The 15,716-nt window shown below is 63.7% G+C and carries 13 protein-coding genes; 9 read left to right on the forward strand and 4 right to left on the reverse strand.

Translation table 11 applies throughout. The features are described from left to right. Window positions 1–9 precede the first annotated feature (9 nt). From nuoL to RHO23_RS05925, 5 genes are all read left to right on the forward strand, one after another. Window positions 10–1,875: an NADH-quinone oxidoreductase subunit L gene (gene nuoL, locus RHO23_RS05905; protein ID WP_155524944.1), complete on the forward strand. Its 1,866-nt coding sequence runs from the start codon at window positions 10–12 to the stop codon at window positions 1,873–1,875. Further along, window positions 1,872–3,467, forward strand: coding sequence for an NADH-quinone oxidoreductase subunit M (locus RHO23_RS05910; RefSeq protein WP_109421230.1), 1,596 nt, complete (start codon window positions 1,872–1,874; stop codon window positions 3,465–3,467). The genes nuoL and RHO23_RS05910 overlap by 4 nt, the downstream gene beginning before the upstream one ends. Further along, on the forward strand, window positions 3,464–5,062 hold the full coding sequence (nuoN, locus tag RHO23_RS05915; protein ID WP_064408618.1) for an NADH-quinone oxidoreductase subunit NuoN: 1,599 nt from the start codon (window positions 3,464–3,466) through the stop codon (window positions 5,060–5,062). The genes RHO23_RS05910 and nuoN overlap by 4 nt, the downstream gene beginning before the upstream one ends. 186 nt (window positions 5,063–5,248) lie before the next feature. Further along, window positions 5,249–6,490, forward strand: a complete 1,242-nt coding sequence (locus RHO23_RS05920) for a fatty acid desaturase family protein (protein WP_064408619.1) — start codon at window positions 5,249–5,251, stop codon at window positions 6,488–6,490. Window positions 6,491–6,590: 100 nt separating this feature from the next. Continuing rightward, the gene (locus RHO23_RS05925) at window positions 6,591–7,247 is read left to right on the forward strand and encodes an ABC transporter permease (protein ID WP_423488795.1); all 657 of its coding nucleotides are present in this window, start codon (window positions 6,591–6,593) and stop codon (window positions 7,245–7,247) included. 22 nt (window positions 7,248–7,269) lie between these two features. On the opposite strand, the gene RHO23_RS05930 is transcribed toward RHO23_RS05925, so the two are convergent. Together RHO23_RS05930 and RHO23_RS05935 are read right to left on the reverse strand one after the other, a co-directional pair. Beyond that, window positions 7,270–7,947, reverse strand: a complete 678-nt coding sequence (locus tag RHO23_RS05930) for a nuclear transport factor 2 family protein (protein WP_423488796.1) — start codon at window positions 7,945–7,947, stop codon at window positions 7,270–7,272. Window positions 7,948–7,981: 34 nt separating this feature from the next. Further along, complete coding sequence (locus RHO23_RS05935; protein WP_423488797.1) at window positions 7,982–9,382, reverse strand: cytochrome P450; 1,401 nt, start codon at window positions 9,380–9,382, stop codon at window positions 7,982–7,984. 129 nt (window positions 9,383–9,511) lie between these two features. On the opposite strand from RHO23_RS05935, the gene RHO23_RS05940 reads away from it, so the two are divergent. Continuing rightward, the gene (locus RHO23_RS05940) at window positions 9,512–10,177 is read left to right on the forward strand and encodes a TetR/AcrR family transcriptional regulator (protein ID WP_057968073.1); all 666 of its coding nucleotides are present in this window, start codon (window positions 9,512–9,514) and stop codon (window positions 10,175–10,177) included. Window positions 10,178–10,199: 22 nt separating this feature from the next. Next, the gene (locus RHO23_RS05945) at window positions 10,200–10,862 is read left to right on the forward strand and encodes an MOSC domain-containing protein (RefSeq protein WP_064410259.1); all 663 of its coding nucleotides are present in this window, start codon (window positions 10,200–10,202) and stop codon (window positions 10,860–10,862) included. Between the two features lies 1 nt (window position 10,863). On the opposite strand, the gene RHO23_RS05950 is transcribed toward RHO23_RS05945, so the two are convergent. Together RHO23_RS05950 and RHO23_RS05955 are read right to left on the reverse strand one after the other, a co-directional pair. Beyond that, window positions 10,864–11,673, reverse strand: coding sequence for a thioesterase family protein (locus RHO23_RS05950; protein ID WP_423488798.1), 810 nt, complete (start codon window positions 11,671–11,673; stop codon window positions 10,864–10,866). After that, a complete protein-coding gene (locus tag RHO23_RS05955; protein WP_030095594.1) occupies window positions 11,670–12,560 on the reverse strand; it encodes a RecB family exonuclease in 891 nt (296 codons plus the stop codon). The genes RHO23_RS05950 and RHO23_RS05955 overlap by 4 nt, the downstream gene beginning before the upstream one ends. A gap of 172 nt (window positions 12,561–12,732) precedes the next feature. On the opposite strand from RHO23_RS05955, the gene RHO23_RS05960 reads away from it, so the two are divergent. Together RHO23_RS05960 and RHO23_RS05965 are read left to right on the forward strand one after the other, a co-directional pair. Next, window positions 12,733–14,700, forward strand: coding sequence for a CocE/NonD family hydrolase (locus tag RHO23_RS05960; protein ID WP_423488799.1), 1,968 nt, complete (start codon window positions 12,733–12,735; stop codon window positions 14,698–14,700). Between the two features lie 95 nt (window positions 14,701–14,795). Then, window positions 14,796–15,716, forward strand: coding sequence for an acyl-ACP desaturase (locus tag RHO23_RS05965; RefSeq protein WP_423488800.1), 921 nt, complete (start codon window positions 14,796–14,798; stop codon window positions 15,714–15,716).

Here is a 15,716-nt window from a genome sequence, read left to right on the forward strand (position 1 = left end):
GCAGTCCCCGTGACATGGCTCATGCCGGCGCTGCCGCTGGCGGGTGCGGCCGTACTCCTGCTCGTCGGCCGTCGGGGTGACTCCTGGGGGCATCTGCTGGGCTGCGCGACGGCACTCGCATCGTTTCTTGTCGCGGTCGTTTCGTTCGTGGGCATGCTCGGCCGAACGGGCACCGAGCGCGCGGTGCACGAGACTCTTTTCACCTGGGTTCCGGTTGGGGCGCTGCACATCGATTTCGGGCTGACCCTGGACCAGCTGTCCGTGTGCTTCGCACTGCTGATCACCGGAGTGGGTTCACTCATCCATATCTACTCGATCGGATACATGGAGCATGATCCCGACAGGCGAAGGTTTTTCGGCTATCTGAATCTTTTCCTGGCGGCCATGCTGCTGCTGGTGCTCGCCGACAACTTCCTGGGTTTGTACGTCGGGTGGGAAGGTGTCGGTCTGGCGTCTTACCTGTTGATCGGTTTCTGGTACCAGAAACCATCGGCCGCCGTCGCAGCCAAGAAGGCCTTCATCGTCAACCGTGTCGGTGATATGGGGCTGGCCCTGGCCATGATGCTGATGTTCGCGACGTTCGGCTCGGTCGGCTTTGCGCAGGTACTCGGGTCGGCCGGTGCGGCGGGTGAGAGTCGTAACACCGCAATTGGATTGGCGCTGCTGCTGGCGGCGTGTGGAAAGTCGGCTCAGGTGCCGCTGCAGTCCTGGCTTGGCGACGCGATGGAAGGCCCCACCCCGGTGTCCGCGCTCATCCACGCCGCCACCATGGTCACCGCGGGTGTCTACCTGATCACCCGGTCCGGGCCGATCTTCGAACGCGCGCCTTACGCACAGGTCGCGGTGGTGATCGTGGGCGCCGTTACCGTGCTCTTCGGAGCGATCATCGGGTGCGCCAAGGACGACATCAAGAAGGCCCTGGCCGCGAGCACCATGTCGCAGATCGGATACATGGTGTTGGCGGCCGGACTCGGCCCCGCCGGGTATGCCGTGGCGATCATGCACCTGCTCACACACGGGTTCTTCAAGGCCGGGCTGTTCCTCGGTGCGGGCTCGGTCATGCACGGTATGAACGAGGAAACCGACATGCGCCGCTACGGCGGGCTGCGCGCCGTCATGCCGATCACCTTTGTCACTTTCGGGCTGGGATACCTTGCCATCATTGGCGTTCCACCGTTTGCGGGGTTCTACTCGAAGGACAAGATCATCGAGGTCGCCTTCGGACACGGCGGTGCCGGGGGATTTCTTCTCGGGGCGGCGGCACTACTGGGCGCCGGGATTACGGCGTTCTACATGACTCGGGTCATGCTGCTGACCTTCTTCGGCACCCGCCGCTGGAAACCGGACGCGCATCCACACGAATCACCGTCGGTGATGACGTGGCCGATGATGGTGCTCGCCATCGGGTCGGTGAGTGCGGGATTCCTGCTCAGCTTCGGCGGGGCATTACAGAACTGGTTAGAGCCGGTCGTGGGTGCGCACCACGGCGAGTTACCCGTTGCAGCCTGGGTCATCAGTGTCGTCACCGTCGCGGTGGTGCTCTGCGGTGTTGGTGTGGCATACCGGATGTACCGCGCCGACGTACCCGAGTCGGCTCCTCAGGGTTCGGCGCTTACCGTCGCCGCTCGCCGGGACCTGTATGGCGACGCCGTCAACGAGGCGGTGTTCATGCGCCCCGGGCAGCGTCTCGCCCGGGGGCTGGTGCTCGCGGACGACCGCTGGGTCGATGGCCTTGTCAACGCGGTCACCTCAACCCTGGGCGCGGTGTCGGACTGGGTGCGTCGCCTACAGACCGGCCATGTCCGCTCGTATGCGTTGTCCATGTGTGCCGGAGCGGCTTTGGTAGTCGCCGTGTTGATGGCAGTGAGGTGGTGAGCGCCGTGGGTGCCGTGACAGCTCTGTGGTTCATTCCCCTGATAGGCGCCGCCACGGTGCTGATCATGCCGGGTCGCCGGCGGACCCTGGCCAAGTATGTGGGGTTGAGTGCCTCGTTGCTGGTACTGGTCGTCGCGATCGGGCTGGCCATTGCGTTCGACCCGGCGGGACCCCAATATCAGTTCGTCGAATCGATGTCCTGGATACCCGCATTCGGGATGAAGTACACGGTGGGGCTCGACGGGATCGCGCTCGCGCTGGTCCTGCTGACTGCGGGGCTCCTGCCCGTGCTGTTGCTGGCCGGATGGAATGACGGGGCAGAGGCGCCCGGATACGGAAATCGGCCTCTGGCACAACGCTATGTCGCCTTGATCCTGATTGTGGAATCGATGGTGCTGCTGTCGTTCTCCGCCCTGGACGTGCTGCTGTTCTACATCTTCTTCGAGGCCATGCTGATCCCGATGTACTTCCTGATCGGGGGATTCGGGAGCACGCATTCAGACGCCAAGCAGCGTTCGCGCGCGGCAGTGAAGTTCTTGATGTACAACCTGTTTGGCGGCCTGATCATGCTGGCGGCCGTCATCGGTCTCTACGTGGTCACCGCCAGAGGCCAGACCGGCACGTTCGATCTGCGCGATATCACCGAGATGGTCGCCACCGGCGCGCTCGGGATCGATCCGGGTGTCGCGAAGGCGCTCTTCCTCGGGTTCATGTTCGCGTTTGCGGTCAAGGCCCCGCTCTGGCCATTTCACACATGGCTGCCCGATGCGGCTGTGCACGCCACCCCGGCCAGTGCGGTGCTCATGATGGCGATCGTGGACAAGGTGGGGACATTCGCGATGCTGCGGTACTGCATTCAGCTGTTCCCCGAGGCCAGCAGATACTTCACCCCGGTGATCATCACGCTGGCGGTCATCGGCATCGTGTACGGCGCCATCGTGGCGATCGGTCAGACCGATGTGATGCGACTGATCGCCTACACCTCGATATCGCATTTCGGGTTCATCATCCTGGGCATCTTCGCGATGACCAGTCAGGGGCAATCGGGCTCGACGTTGTACATGGTCAACCACGGCATCTCCACCGCGGCACTGATGTTGGTGGCAGGATTTCTGGTGTCTCGCAAAGGATCTCGACTCATCGCGGCCTATGGGGGAGTGCAGAAGGTGGCACCCGTTCTTGCCGGCTCCTTCTTGGTGGCCGGTCTGGCCACCCTGTCGCTGCCCGGGCTGGCACCGTTCATCAGCGAGTTTCTGGTGCTGGTCGGAACATTCACGCGATATCCGGCGGCCGCGGCGTGTGCGGTCATCGCGTTGGTGCTGGCCGCCATCTACGTGTTGTGGATGTATCAGCGGATGATGACGGGACCGTTGGCGCCGGGAAACGAGAGCATCGGTGATCTGAAGCGCCGTGAACTCACCGTGGTCGCGCCGTTGATCGCAATGCTTCTCGTACTGGGTATCTATCCCAAGCCACTGTTGGACATCGTGAATCCGGCGGTGGAGCAGACGCTGCGCACCGTCAACGAGAAGGATCCGCCGCCGGCAGTGGCCGATGTTGCCCTGTGGCACGGCGAAGGTGAGCGACGATGACCGATATCGGGATTCTTCCCACGCCGCCGATCGCCTACGGTGCGCTGTCTCCCATGTTGATCATGTTCGGGGTCGCGGTGGTATCGGTGCTCGTCGAGGCGTTCGTTCCGCGACGGTACCGGCTCACGACCCAGCTGGCGCTGGCCACCGGGGGGATCTTCGCCGCCTTTGCGGCCGTGGTGGCGCTGGGGGGTACGCGTGAAGTCGTCATGAACGGCGCCGTTGCGATAGACGGCCCCACGCTCTATCTGCAGGGGCTCATCCTGGTGGCCTCCGGCCTGGCTCTGACGGTGATGGCGCAGCGCAGAACAGCCGTGACCCTTCCCAGTACGGTTGCGGTCGGCGGCGGGCTGGACGCCTTCGCCGCGCAGGCGTCCAGCGTTCCGGGCAGCGAGCCGGAGGGGGTACTGAATCGGACCGGTATTACGCAAACGGAGATCTTCCCGCTGACACTGTTCGCGATCGCGGGCATGATGCTGTTCCCCGCCTGCAACGACCTGTTGACGATGTTCGTTGCCCTGGAGGTGTTTTCACTCCCGTTGTACGTGATGTGCGCGCTGGCCCGACGACGCCGGCTGCTGTCCCAGGAATCGGCGCTCAAGTATTTTCTGCTCGGTGCGTTCTCCTCGGCGTTCTTTCTGTTCGGGTCGGCCTTCGTGTACGGATACGCCGGCACCGTCGAACTCGACGCCGTCGCGCGGGCCGTCAGCGCAGATGCCGGCGAGCGGTCCTTCCTGCTGCTCGGTGTGGCCATGCTGTCGGTGGGCCTGTTGTTCAAGGTAGGGGCGGTGCCCTTCCATTTCTGGGTCCCCGACGTCTACCAAGGGGCGCCGACCCCGGTTACCGCATTCATGGCGGCCACCACCAAGATCGCGGCTTTCGGCGCGCTGCTTCGGGTTCTGTATGTCGCGCTGCCGGGAATCACGGCCGACTGGCGTCCGGTGCTGTGGGCGGTGGCGATCGCGACCATGCTGATCGGATCGATCGGTGCCGTCACGCAGACCGATGTGAAACGCATGTTGGCCTATTCCGCGGTGGCGCATACCGGGTTTCTGCTGACCGGGGTCACGGCCGCCAATGAACGTGGTGTGTCGTCGACGTTGTTCTATTTGGCGGCATACGGTTTCAGCACCGTGGGGGCATTCGCCATTGCCGGACTGGTCCGTTCCGGTGATGGCGACGGCGGACCGGATGAGGACGAAGAGATCACCGATCTGAGTCGGTGGGCAGGAATCGGCCGTCGATCACCTGTGCTCGGCATCGTCTTCGCCTTGTTCTTGCTGGCTTTCGCGGGCATTCCGCTCACCAGTGGATTCGTCAGCAAGTTCGCGGTCTTCGAGGCCGCCGCATCCGGCGGTGCCGTGCCGCTGGTGGTGGTTGGTGTGGTGTGCAGCGCCATCGCCGCCTACTTCTACGTGCGGGTGATCGTGCTGATGTTCTTCGCCGATCCGGTCGAGCACTCCGGGGTGCTTCGGATCCCCGGTCCGGCGGTGGCGATATCGATCGGGGTGAGTGCGCTCGTCACGGTTCTGCTCGGCATAGTGCCGCAGCCACTGCTTGATCTCGTCGGGAATCTCGCTCACTTCGTTCCGTGAGTCCGATCACGGGCCACCGGTGTTTCGACACGCCGTCTTCGGTGCCGACACGCCTCTGATCCGTACAAAATGCGGCGTGTCGACGCCTACTGTGGCCTGGTTGTCACCACCTGTGGCGTGTCCATTTACCGACGAGTAACCTACGGGACCGTAGGGTGAAGGTATCGTGGGCGCGGAAGGAGGCCGATGGCAATCACGGACATCTCGGCATTCGCGCATCTCACCAGCGAGGACGTCGAGAACCTGGCCGTCGAGCTCGATGGGCTCCGGCGTGAAATCGAGGAGTCGCGCGGTGCGCGCGACGCCCGCTACATCCGTCGCACCATCGCCGCGCAACGCGCGCTCGAGCTGACCGGCCGTGTGCTGCTGGCGGCGAGTAAGAAGCGCTCCGCGTGGTGGGCCGGCACGGTGACGCTGGCGGTCGCCAAGATCATCGAGAACATGGAGATCGGTCACAACGTCCTACACGGTCAGTGGGACTGGATGAACGATCCCGAGATTCACTCGTCGACGTGGGAATGGGACATGGCAGGTGCGGCCAAGCACTGGCGCATCACCCATAACGTCGAGCATCACAAGTACACCAACATCCTGGATCTGGACGACGATGTGGGCTACGGGATTCTGCGGGTCACACGTGATGAACCGTGGAAGGTCCGCAACCTTCTGAACATGCCACTCAACTTCATCCTCGCTGCTGGTTTTGAGTGGGGAATCGCCCTGCAGCACCTGGAATTCCGGAAGATCTGGACAAAGGAAACTCGCGAGGCGACCAAACAGCGGGTACGCGAGCTGGTCCGCTCGGCGGGCGCGCAGGTCTTCAAGGATTACGTCGCGTTCCCGGCGATCACGGCGCTCTCGCCGGGGGCGACTTACCGCTCGACGCTGACCTCCACCGCGACAGCCAACCTGATCCGGAATTTCTGGTCCAATGCCGTCATCTTCTGCGGACATTTTCCGGACGGCGCGGAGAAGTTCTCCGTGACCGACATGGAGAACGAGACGCGCGGTCAGTGGTATCTGCGCCAGCTGCTCGGCAGCGCGAATTTCGACGCGGGTCCAACGATGCGGCTGATGAGCGGCAACCTGTGTCATCAGATCGAACATCATCTCTACCCGGATCTGCCGAGCAACCGGCTGCACGAGATCTCGCTGCGGGTACGCGAGATCTGCGATCGCTACGACCTTCCGTACACCACCGGATCGATGCTGTTCCAATACGCGAAGACCTGGCGCACCATTGCCAAGTTGTCGCTGCCGGATCGATTCCTGCACGCCACGGCCGACAATGCGCCGGAGACTCGTAGCGAGCGCATGTTCGTGGTCCTAGAACCACCCGTGGCCGAACCGAATTCGGTTCCGCGTCGCGGCCTCAAGACCGCTATCGCGTTGGTGCGTGAGCGGCGCCGCACCAAGGTGTCCGTCTAGTTTCTGAGCGGCCGATCACGCCCACCGGTGGCGTGGATCTGCTCTGGTGATCTTGATGATTCCGCCGCGGACGCGGGCGGAACGCGCTATGCAGTGATGTGTGACTACGTACGCAGAGGCCCCGGCGGTAACCCAAGTGGGCCGAGGGGATGCCCTGATCTCGGGTTCTGCCGAGAAGCCGGCACGCACACTGTCCGGCTTCCTGGCCATGACATTGGAGACCTTTGGTGCCATGGTGCGTCGTCCACCGGCGGTGGGCGAGTTCTTCCGGCAGGTGTGGTCGATCGCCAGAGTGTCGGTTCTGCCGATGTGCATGGTGGCGATACCGCTCGCGGTGCTCATAGTGCTCGTGCTGGAGGCGTTGGTGTTCGGCCCCACGGGGTTCCCGACGCACGCGGTCTTGGTGGCCGCGGCCACCGGCGCGACGGTGGTGTTTGCCGAGGCCGATTCCGCCCGGATCCAACAAGAGATTGAGGTCATGCGGGGCCGGGGCATCGACGTCACGCACGGGTTTGTTGTCCCTCGAGTCCTCGCCACCGCGGTCGCCGCGGTGCCGTTGGCCTTCATAGCTGTTGGCGCAGCCGGTGTCTATTTCTTCTCGGCGTTCGGCAAGCACACTCCGTTGAGTCTTTTCATCGAGAACTTGACGCAGTTGTTGAGTCCCTTCAATGTGTTGATTGTGGCCATCGAAGCGCTGGCTCTCGGGCTTATTGGTGGCCTAATCGCTTGCTACAAAGGTGTTTCCGCGTCGCGCTGACCTGACCGGCTGGCGAGATCGGTCACCTTGTGGTGAGCAGGGTCGCCAGGCGAAACACCGGTGCGACCAGGCTGGCGGCGCGCAGCCCGATCCTTTGAAGACGCTGGCTGTGCATGAGGGAGCCTAATCCGGCGAGCTGTGTGGCACCGTAAAGCATGTCCCAGTCGGTGTCGATGTGGGTGATCTTGAAGTCTTCAGTCAGTGTATAGCGGTCGATACCAATGAAATTCAGGCAGCGGCCGGTTCCCTTGAGTTTGGCTCCCGTGTTGGGCTCGATGGTCTCACCGATCATGCGGCCGATACCTCGCCACGGAATGGTCACCCGCCACTGATCGTCGAAGTAGTCCCAGTAGGGCAGCGACCGGTTGGTTCCGTCCTGTGGGTAGAACGCAAAGTCGGGGAAGACGTCGAAGGCGGCCTGGCAGTTGTCGATCGTGAACTGACGTCCGAGCCTGTTCTCCTGGAACGTCGTGCTGTCGATATAGCTGCACTCCTCGGCGATGCAGTAATCGATCTTCTTGATGTCCTGCTCGGCCCAGGCATCAAACCATGTGTAGGCGAACTCTGTTCGGCCCTGGGCGGGAAGCCCGCGCTCGATGTCGTTCTTCTCTTGCTGCCGCACCTTCTTCCAGAACTCCGGCATGAGCGCCTGATACTGCGCGTGTTCCGGTGAGGGGCCCAACTTTTCCAATCTGCTCATCTTTTTCCTTTCGTTGTGGGAACTGTGTGATGGCTCAGCGGGTGAGGAGCCGCGTCGGGAGGCCGCCAGCCAGGCCGGTGGAGACGCGTACTCGGTGCCGGGGTGTCCAGCCATCGCGGATCTGGAATGCATAGCGCTGCAAGATGGTTCCGAGGACCAGGGTCCGCTCGATGTAGGCCATCCTGGTGCCCATGCACTTGCGTGGTCCGATACTGAACGGCAGGAACGCATTCCGATTGATCTTGTCGGTCAGGAATCGTTCGGGGTTGAACGTTTCCGGGTCCTTCCAGAATCGGGGATCGCGCTGTAGTGCGTATTGGGTGATCACGACGTGTGAACCTTGGGGAATGAGATAGCCGCCGATCTCGTCGTCCTGGACGGCCGTTCGGATGTTGGCGGGTGCGGCCTGGAAACGCTGTGCCTCATCGAAACATGCCCTCAGATACTTCAAGTTCTCCAGGTCGTCGTACTCCAACGTCTTTCCGCCGAGCGCGTCAATCTCCCTATACGCCCTACCGAGAGCGATCGGGTTGCGGCACAGCAGCGCGATGGTCCAGGCCAGCGCGGCGGCGGTGGTCTCGAATCCTGCGAACACCAACCCGGCGGCTTCGGAGCGCCGTCTGCGGTGCTGTGTCTGCGGGCAGCCCTCGAATTCCAGCCCGATCAATGCGTCCACGAGATCGGGCGAGTCGGGCAGCGGGCCCCCTTTCCGTTCGTCGACGAGGCGGTCGAGGATCCCGAATAGCTCCTCCTTGGACTGTTCGCCACTGCGACGCAGGGGATTTGGCATCCAGCCGGGCAGATAATGCATGGCGACCCGGCTGATGACGTAGCGGCCGTACCGACGCGCACCGTCGACCGCATGATCAATCTCGTCGGAGTCGAGCTGAACGTTAAACATCGAGCGCATCAGTCCGTCCATCACGACCGCGCCGAGTTCATGTTCCAGATCCACGGGTTGCCCGCTGGTCGCATGGCGTGACCAGGCATCGACCCGATCGGTGATCCCTTCCATCATGAGCGGGGTCGCTGCCGCCAGTGCGCGTTCGCCGAAGTACGGATTGAAAGCGGTGCGGACTCGTTTCCACTCCTGGCCCTCGAGCAAGGGGAGGGCGGCCGGTTCTCCGGAGACCAATTCGATGGTGGCCTCGTGCTTGGCGTATCGGTCGTGGTGGCGGGTGAACACATGGTCGATGTGGTCGGGATGGTTGATCAGGGTGACTGTGAGCGCGGGGCTCGGGCCCGTGAAGAGGCGGACGATGTCGCCGTATCGATTCGCGATCTTGGGCACTAGCAGGTACGGCAGCCGAAACGGGTCACCCAGGCAGCTCAGCCCCAGCAGCGCGGCCCGATGCAAGGGCAGCCGCGGGGCAAGTCGGGGTCCTGGGGTCTGCGATGTTTCCTGCGTGGGGGAGTTTGTGCCGGTGGCGTGCATGGCTGCCTCTTCTGTGCGGAACGGTGATTCTGGTGGCGAAGTGTATGGCCGATCCAGCCGTCATGCAATACTGAATCAAAAGTAATTCATTGATTCAAATACCAGCTAGATGTGCCGAACGGAGGGGCTGTGAGTCGCAGCGAGGTTTCGCAGGTCCCCGCCGTTACTATCGGGTCCGTGGTAGAGATCGACTCGTTGCTGCGGCAGCTGGTCACCGGAACACTGTCCGACACGAATGTGGCGACCGCTCATTTGTTGGATGCCGCCCGCGAGGAATTCGTTGCCCACGGGATCGCTCGCACCGCTGTCGGGGATATCGCACGCCGCGCCGGTGTGTCCCGCCCGACCTTGTACCGCAAATGCGGAGACAAGGAAGACATCGTCGCCGCGGTGTTGGTGCGGGAGACAACCGAATTCTTCATGAGGGCGCAGGCTGTGCTCGCGCCCTTATCGAATGCCGAGGACAGGATGGTCGAGGCATTCGTCATGGGCATGCGTGAGGCGCGTGATCATCCATTGGTGCTGGCGCTCAAGGAATTCGACGCGGAGTCGTTCTCGCGGAATGTCTTTGACGTGAATGCGTCCGGGTATCAGGGCCTGCTTGCGGTGATCGCGGAACTCCTGGCCGACGAGGACTATCCCGTTCCTGCGGTGAAGCGCGCGCTCGACCTGGCGCTGCGGCTGACGTCGACGTTTCTGGTGAACCCTTCCGCGCTGGTGCCGACCGACACCGATGAAAACACCCGCGAATTCGCGGGCCGATATCTGCTACCCCTCATGCGTGCCGCCCGTTAGGCGCGCTCCGTATCCTGGTGTGGTGGCTACAGTTTTGACGGTGAACGTGGGCCAGCTGCGATCGAATCCGGCAGGCGGGCCAACGCGCACCGGTATCGACAAACATCCCACCGATTCGGTGATAGCCGTCCGCGCGCCGGGTGGTACGTCCGAGGGTGCCGGTAGCGGCCTGGAAGGTGACGCGATCGGAGATACGGGCGTGCACGGTGGCGACGATCAAGCCGTGTATGCATACGCCCGCGAGGACCTGGACTGGTGGCAGGGCACGCTCGGGCGAGAGCTGGCGAACGGCCAGTTCGGGGAGAACCTGACCACCCGCGAGATCGATGTGACCGGCGCGCTCATCGGTGAGCAGTGGCATATCGGTGACGGCGGGCTGGTGCTGGAAGTGTCCGCGCCGCGCATACCGTGCCGGACCTTTGCGGCCTGGCTTGACCTGCGCGGGTGGGTCAAGACCTTTACGGCGCAAGCGATCCCCGGCGCATACTTCCGGGTGATCTCGCCCGGGGTGGTGCGAGAGGGTGACGGCATCGCCGTCAAGAATCGTCCGGGGCATGATGTGACCGTGGGACTTGCGTTCCGGGCGCTCACCCTCGAATCCGAGTTGCTTCCGCGGCTTCTCGATGCCCCCGCGTTGCCGGAGCACGTCAAGGAGACTGTCAGGCGCAGGAGCGGATCGGCCTAACCTACCGCCGCTGCACCAGGACTGTCTGGGCGCTGGAGCCGATGTAGCCGCGGCGGTCGAATATCTCCGCCGTGGTCACGCCGACGCCGTCGGGTCCGACCGACATGCGGGCGCGTACGCCGAATTCGTCGCCCTGGGGAATCCGGTGGACGTGCATCACGGTATCGGTGTTCATGTAGACGAACCGCAGGGGGTTGAGCACCGCGCCGATACCGTTCGCGGAGTCGATGACCGACGCCAGCCGCTGCCATCCGGTGGTGGGCTCGGTATCGACGATGTGCACATGTGGCCGCATCCAGGCAACCTGCGGTTCTCCATCAGGTACCGAAAACCACTGAAAATCAACCGATTTTGAGTAGTTAGAGCCCTCGAAGCCGAAAGCCGGCGGTGTGGGGCCGGGCGGGTACTCGGGTAAGGGCGGGTATCGGTCACTGGCTTTGTCGGCGGTCACCGAGGTCGCCAACAGCCACGCGCTGGCCCGCGCGACCGCACGGTAGCCGCCATTGGCGCGCGCTTCCATCTCGGCCACGGCAAGCGCGATGCGCCGGCCCGGCCGTTCGATCCATGCCCGTACGCGTACCGGCTCCAGCGGAACCGGGCCGAGGATGTCGAGCGCGACCCGGCCGATCCGCAGGCCCTCGCGCGGCTCCGGCAGTTCCTCGATGGCCTTGAGTAGCAACGCCATCGGGGGAGAGCCGTGCTGCAGGTTCGGCCCCCATCCGCTGGCGGTCAACTCGGTGGACTCGAACACCTGGAACTCGCCGTCGGTGTCCAATCGCCGGTAGTAACAACCCGTCAGGTCCAACGTCATGCGGCATCTCCCGGGATCGCGGTCGCGGAGGCTTCGGCATCTTCGATATCAGTATCGGAGACACCGTAATCGGAAGGCCAGCCCGGGTAGGGAGGCGGCGTGCCGCCGAACGCGGGACACAGCGACTGATGGGCACACCAGTCGCATAACCGCGAGGGATTGGGCCGGAAGTCGCCGGTGGTGCCGAGGTTCTGAATCGCTCGCCAGATCGCCATGAGCGTCTTCTCGAACTTGAGTAGCTCTGCCTCATCCGGTGTGTAGTCGAGAACCTCGCCATCGGACAGATACAGCAGCCGCAGCCGTCGCGGCACCACCCCACGGGTGCGATACAGCGCGACGGCATAGAACTTCATCTGAAACAACGCCTTGGCTTCGAACAAGGCGCGCGGTGCGCGTCCGGTCTTGTAGTCGACCAGACGCATCGCGCCCCCGGGGGCGACGTCGATGCGATCGATGAATCCGCGCAACATCGTGCCGTCGGACAGCTCGACCTCGACGCGCTCCTCGCAACTGTCGGGATCGAATCGGGTGGGATCTTCAAGCCGGTAATAGCCCGAGAGCAGATCTCGGGCCTCATCGAGGAACGCCGGAAGGCGCTCGGTCTCGACCACCGCCGCGAGTTCGGGGTTCGATTCCACGAGGCGTTCCCACGCGGGCTGCACCAATCCCGCGGCGGTGGCGTACTCGCGATCGGCCGCGGGCCGGGCGTAGAGATCTTCCAGGGCGGCATGCACGAGGCTGCCGCGCACCTGCGCTGTCGAGGGCGGCTCGGGGAGGCGGTCGATCGCGCGGAACCGGTACAGCAGTGGGCATTGCTTGAAGTCGCTGGCACGGGAAGGGGACAGCGCGGGCCGGCGCGTGGGCCGGTTCTGCGTGGTCTCCTTCATGGTTGGCAGCCTAGGCATCGTGTCCGACAGGTGCTGACGCCACGCCGGGCACAAAGCTGGTGGGCTCCGTTCAACACATGTCACAAGTCGTCCCCAAAGTATCCGTACTCGAAGTAACGTGAACCTCTCATTGGCCATGGGGCGACGACGCCCCACGCGAGAGGAATGTGCAGTGACGACGGCAAAGCATCGAAGCCCGCTGGACAGCCCGCAGGTGAAGGACACCGGGCTCGCCGGTTCTGAACTCGCCGAGCGGTGGACCGCGCTGGCCGATGGGCCCAGTCGGTACTCCCGGGTGTCCTTCACTCCCAATGTCTCGATACCGCTGTCCGACGGGACCGTGCTCAAGGCCCAGGTGTTCCGGCCGGCCAATGCCGACGGGACCCCGGTCAATGACCCGGTGCCGGTGCTCTTCAACCTCACCCCCTACAACAAATCCGTTACTCACCTGGCGGCATGGGTGCTGCGGGGCCTGCACCGGTTCGGCATTACCGTGCCGGCCCTGCCGCCCAGGAATCCGCGTCTGTTGGAGCTCGCCGAGCTGGCGCGGGCGATTCCCGGTGGCGGCCTGACGACGTTTGGAGTGAACGACTCGCTGATCCGCAGTGGGTATGCCCAAGTGGTTGTCGATGTTCGCGGTACCGGCGCCTCCTCGGGTGACTGGGGAATGCTCAACGATCTCGAACAGCGGGACACCGCGGAGGTGGTGGCCTGGGCGCAGGCGCAGCCGTGGTGCGATGGTTCGGTCGGCATGTATGGCATCTCGTACTGTTCGATCAACGCGCTGCAGGCCGCCGGCAACCGGGTGCCGGGTCTCGGTGCGGTGTTCGCGGTCGAGCCGGTCAGCGACATCTCCCGTGACCTCATGAAAACCGGTGGGGCGCAGACATTCTTCCTGCCCATCTGGATGCTTGCCGTTGCGCTGGGAAAGTGGTTGCCGTCGCCTTCGGACGTGATACGCGGCGGCGTCGGCCTGGGCTGGCTCGCGGGGCGGTTGCGCGCACCACTGAATCGTGTGGTGCGGTACATCTTCGAGGGCTTGCGTGGCACGGGTGCGCTGATCGACAACGACGAGTATTTCCAGCAGATCAGTCCCCGGTTCGAAGACATCGAGATCCCTACGTTCGTCTATGGGGCGTGGGACGACATCTTCGGTCCGGCCGCCCTGCGTATCCATCGCCGAGCCGCGTCGCCGGGCGGCAGGTTTCAGGTCGTCATCAACGAGGGTTATCACGGGTCCCCGGGTTCACAGCTTGGCCGCGAAGACGGACCTCCCCGGCTGGATGTCTTGCAGCGTGCGTGGTTTGACAAGTGGCTCAAGGGTATTGACAACGGAGTGGAGAGCTACGGCCCGCTCACCCTGCAACAGCAAAATGGCGGTTGGCATACCCTGGACGTCTATCCGCGGCCCGAAGCCGAGCCGCAGCGGTTCTATCTGGATGCCGAACCCTCAGGGGTGGGGGCTGGTTCGACATTCGACGGGTCGTTGACGGGTGCTGTGCCGCTGAACAAGACCGAGCACCTCCTTCGCCGACGGATGGGACTGCTGAAATCGCCCACCACCTCCCGGCTGACGGCCGGTATCACTGCCGTGCTGGGTACGTCCGGGCTCAAGGACTCTCGGTACTTCGAGCGTGGGGCACTCACCTTCACCAGTAGCCCCGCTGTGCAGCCGTGGGTGATCTCCGGGGCGCTGAACCTTCATCTGCACACCAAAGCCATAGGTACGGAGGCATTCTGGGTCGTATCGGTGACGGACGTGGCACCCGACGGCTTCTCCCGGATGCTGGCCGAGGGTGCGCTGCTGGCATCGCGCCGCGGGGTGGATGAGGACAAGAGTCTGCGTACCGCGGGCGGAGACTACCTATCGCCCTGGCATCCCACCGGTAGGGGATCGACGCTTCCGGTGGAACCCGGCGTGCCAACCACTCTCGACATCGATCTCACCGAGGTAGATGCGGTGATCGCGGCGGGGCACCGGCTGCGGGTGGTCGTCGCGGCGGCCAGTCTGCCGAGGTACATCCCGTCCATTCCGGAGCTGTGGGCGAGCCGTCACGGCCAGGCCGTTGTCCTGGATCCCGGCCAGCCGAGTTACCTGGTGGCGCCCGTGATTCTCGATACCGGCGCCGGGGCCGCCTAGTCCTCGCCAGTTCACCAACTTCTCATCTACTTTTTCTGTAACTTACGGTACCGTAGGTTACAGATCGCGGTAGGCCGAATAGAGAGGTGGACGAGATGGTGACCGGACTGCAAACACGATTACTGACCGAGCTGGAGCCCGTTGTCGAGGCGAATCTCGAGCGGCACCTGAGCGCCGCGCGGCCATGGGCCCCACATGATTACGTGCCCTGGAGCAGGGGCCGGGACTTCGCATTTCTGGGCGGAGAGGACTGGAAACCGGAGGATAGCCCGCTCGATCCGATCGCTCAGGCGGCGTTGATCGTCAATCTGCTGACCGAGGACAACCTGCCGTCGTATCACCGTGAGATCGCCACGAGATTCGGCCGGGACGGGGCATGGGGAACCTGGGTGGGCCAGTGGACGGCGGAGGAAGGGCGGCACAGCATCGCACTTCGCGACTATCTGGTGGTCACCCGTGGTGTCGACCCGAGCAACCTCGAAGCGATGCGCATGGCGCACACCATCGCCGGTTACGACTCAGGGGACAAGACGCCCCTGGAGGCGCTCGCCTACGTGTCGTTCCAGGAGCTGGCCACTCGGGTATCTCATCGCAACACGGGGAAGGCCTCGGGCTGCCCCATCGCCGATCAGCTGCTGGCGCGCGTCGCGCTGGATGAGAACCTGCACATGGTCTTCTATCGCAATCTCATGTCGGCGGCACTCGATATCGAACCCGATGCCGCGATGCAGGCCATCTGCAAGGAGATTGTCGGTTTCGCGATGCCGGGTATGGGGATGGCGGGATTTGCGCAGAACGCGATAGCCATCGCGAAAGCGGGCATCTACGACCTGCGCATCCATCACGATGAGGTTCTGCAACCCATCCTGAGGTTCTGGCGGGTGTTCGAACGCTCCGATATCGGAGCCGAAGGGGAGCAGGCCCGTGACACCCTCGTGAAATTCCTTACCGCCGTGGATGAGCGTGCAAAGTACTACGAGGAGAAGGCGGCGATCCGGGCCGCGGCGCGGGTGTAG

Origin of the sequence: Mycobacteroides sp. PCS013 (genome assembly GCF_049532645.1) — a bacterium.
GTDB classification, from domain to species: Bacteria; Actinomycetota; Actinomycetes; order Mycobacteriales; family Mycobacteriaceae; genus Mycobacterium; species Mycobacterium gwanakae.

Excerpts from the sequence above, each read along its gene's own strand:
- RHO23_RS05955 (WP_030095594.1), bottom strand. The coding sequence starts at position 12,560 with ATGAAGGAGACCACGCAGAACCGGCCCACGCGCCGGCCCGCGCTGTCC.
- RHO23_RS05920 (WP_064408619.1), top strand. The coding sequence starts at position 5,249 with ATGGCAATCACGGACATCTCGGCATTCGCGCATCTCACCAGCGAGGAC.
- RHO23_RS05965 (WP_423488800.1), top strand. The coding sequence starts at position 14,796 with ATGGTGACCGGACTGCAAACACGATTACTGACCGAGCTGGAGCCCGTT.
- nuoN (WP_064408618.1), top strand. The coding sequence starts at position 3,464 with ATGACCGATATCGGGATTCTTCCCACGCCGCCGATCGCCTACGGTGCG.
- RHO23_RS05935 (WP_423488797.1), bottom strand. The coding sequence starts at position 9,382 with ATGCACGCCACCGGCACAAACTCCCCCACGCAGGAAACATCGCAGACC.
- RHO23_RS05950 (WP_423488798.1), bottom strand. The coding sequence starts at position 11,673 with ATGACGTTGGACCTGACGGGTTGTTACTACCGGCGATTGGACACCGAC.
- RHO23_RS05930 (WP_423488796.1), bottom strand. The coding sequence starts at position 7,947 with ATGAGCAGATTGGAAAAGTTGGGCCCCTCACCGGAACACGCGCAGTAT.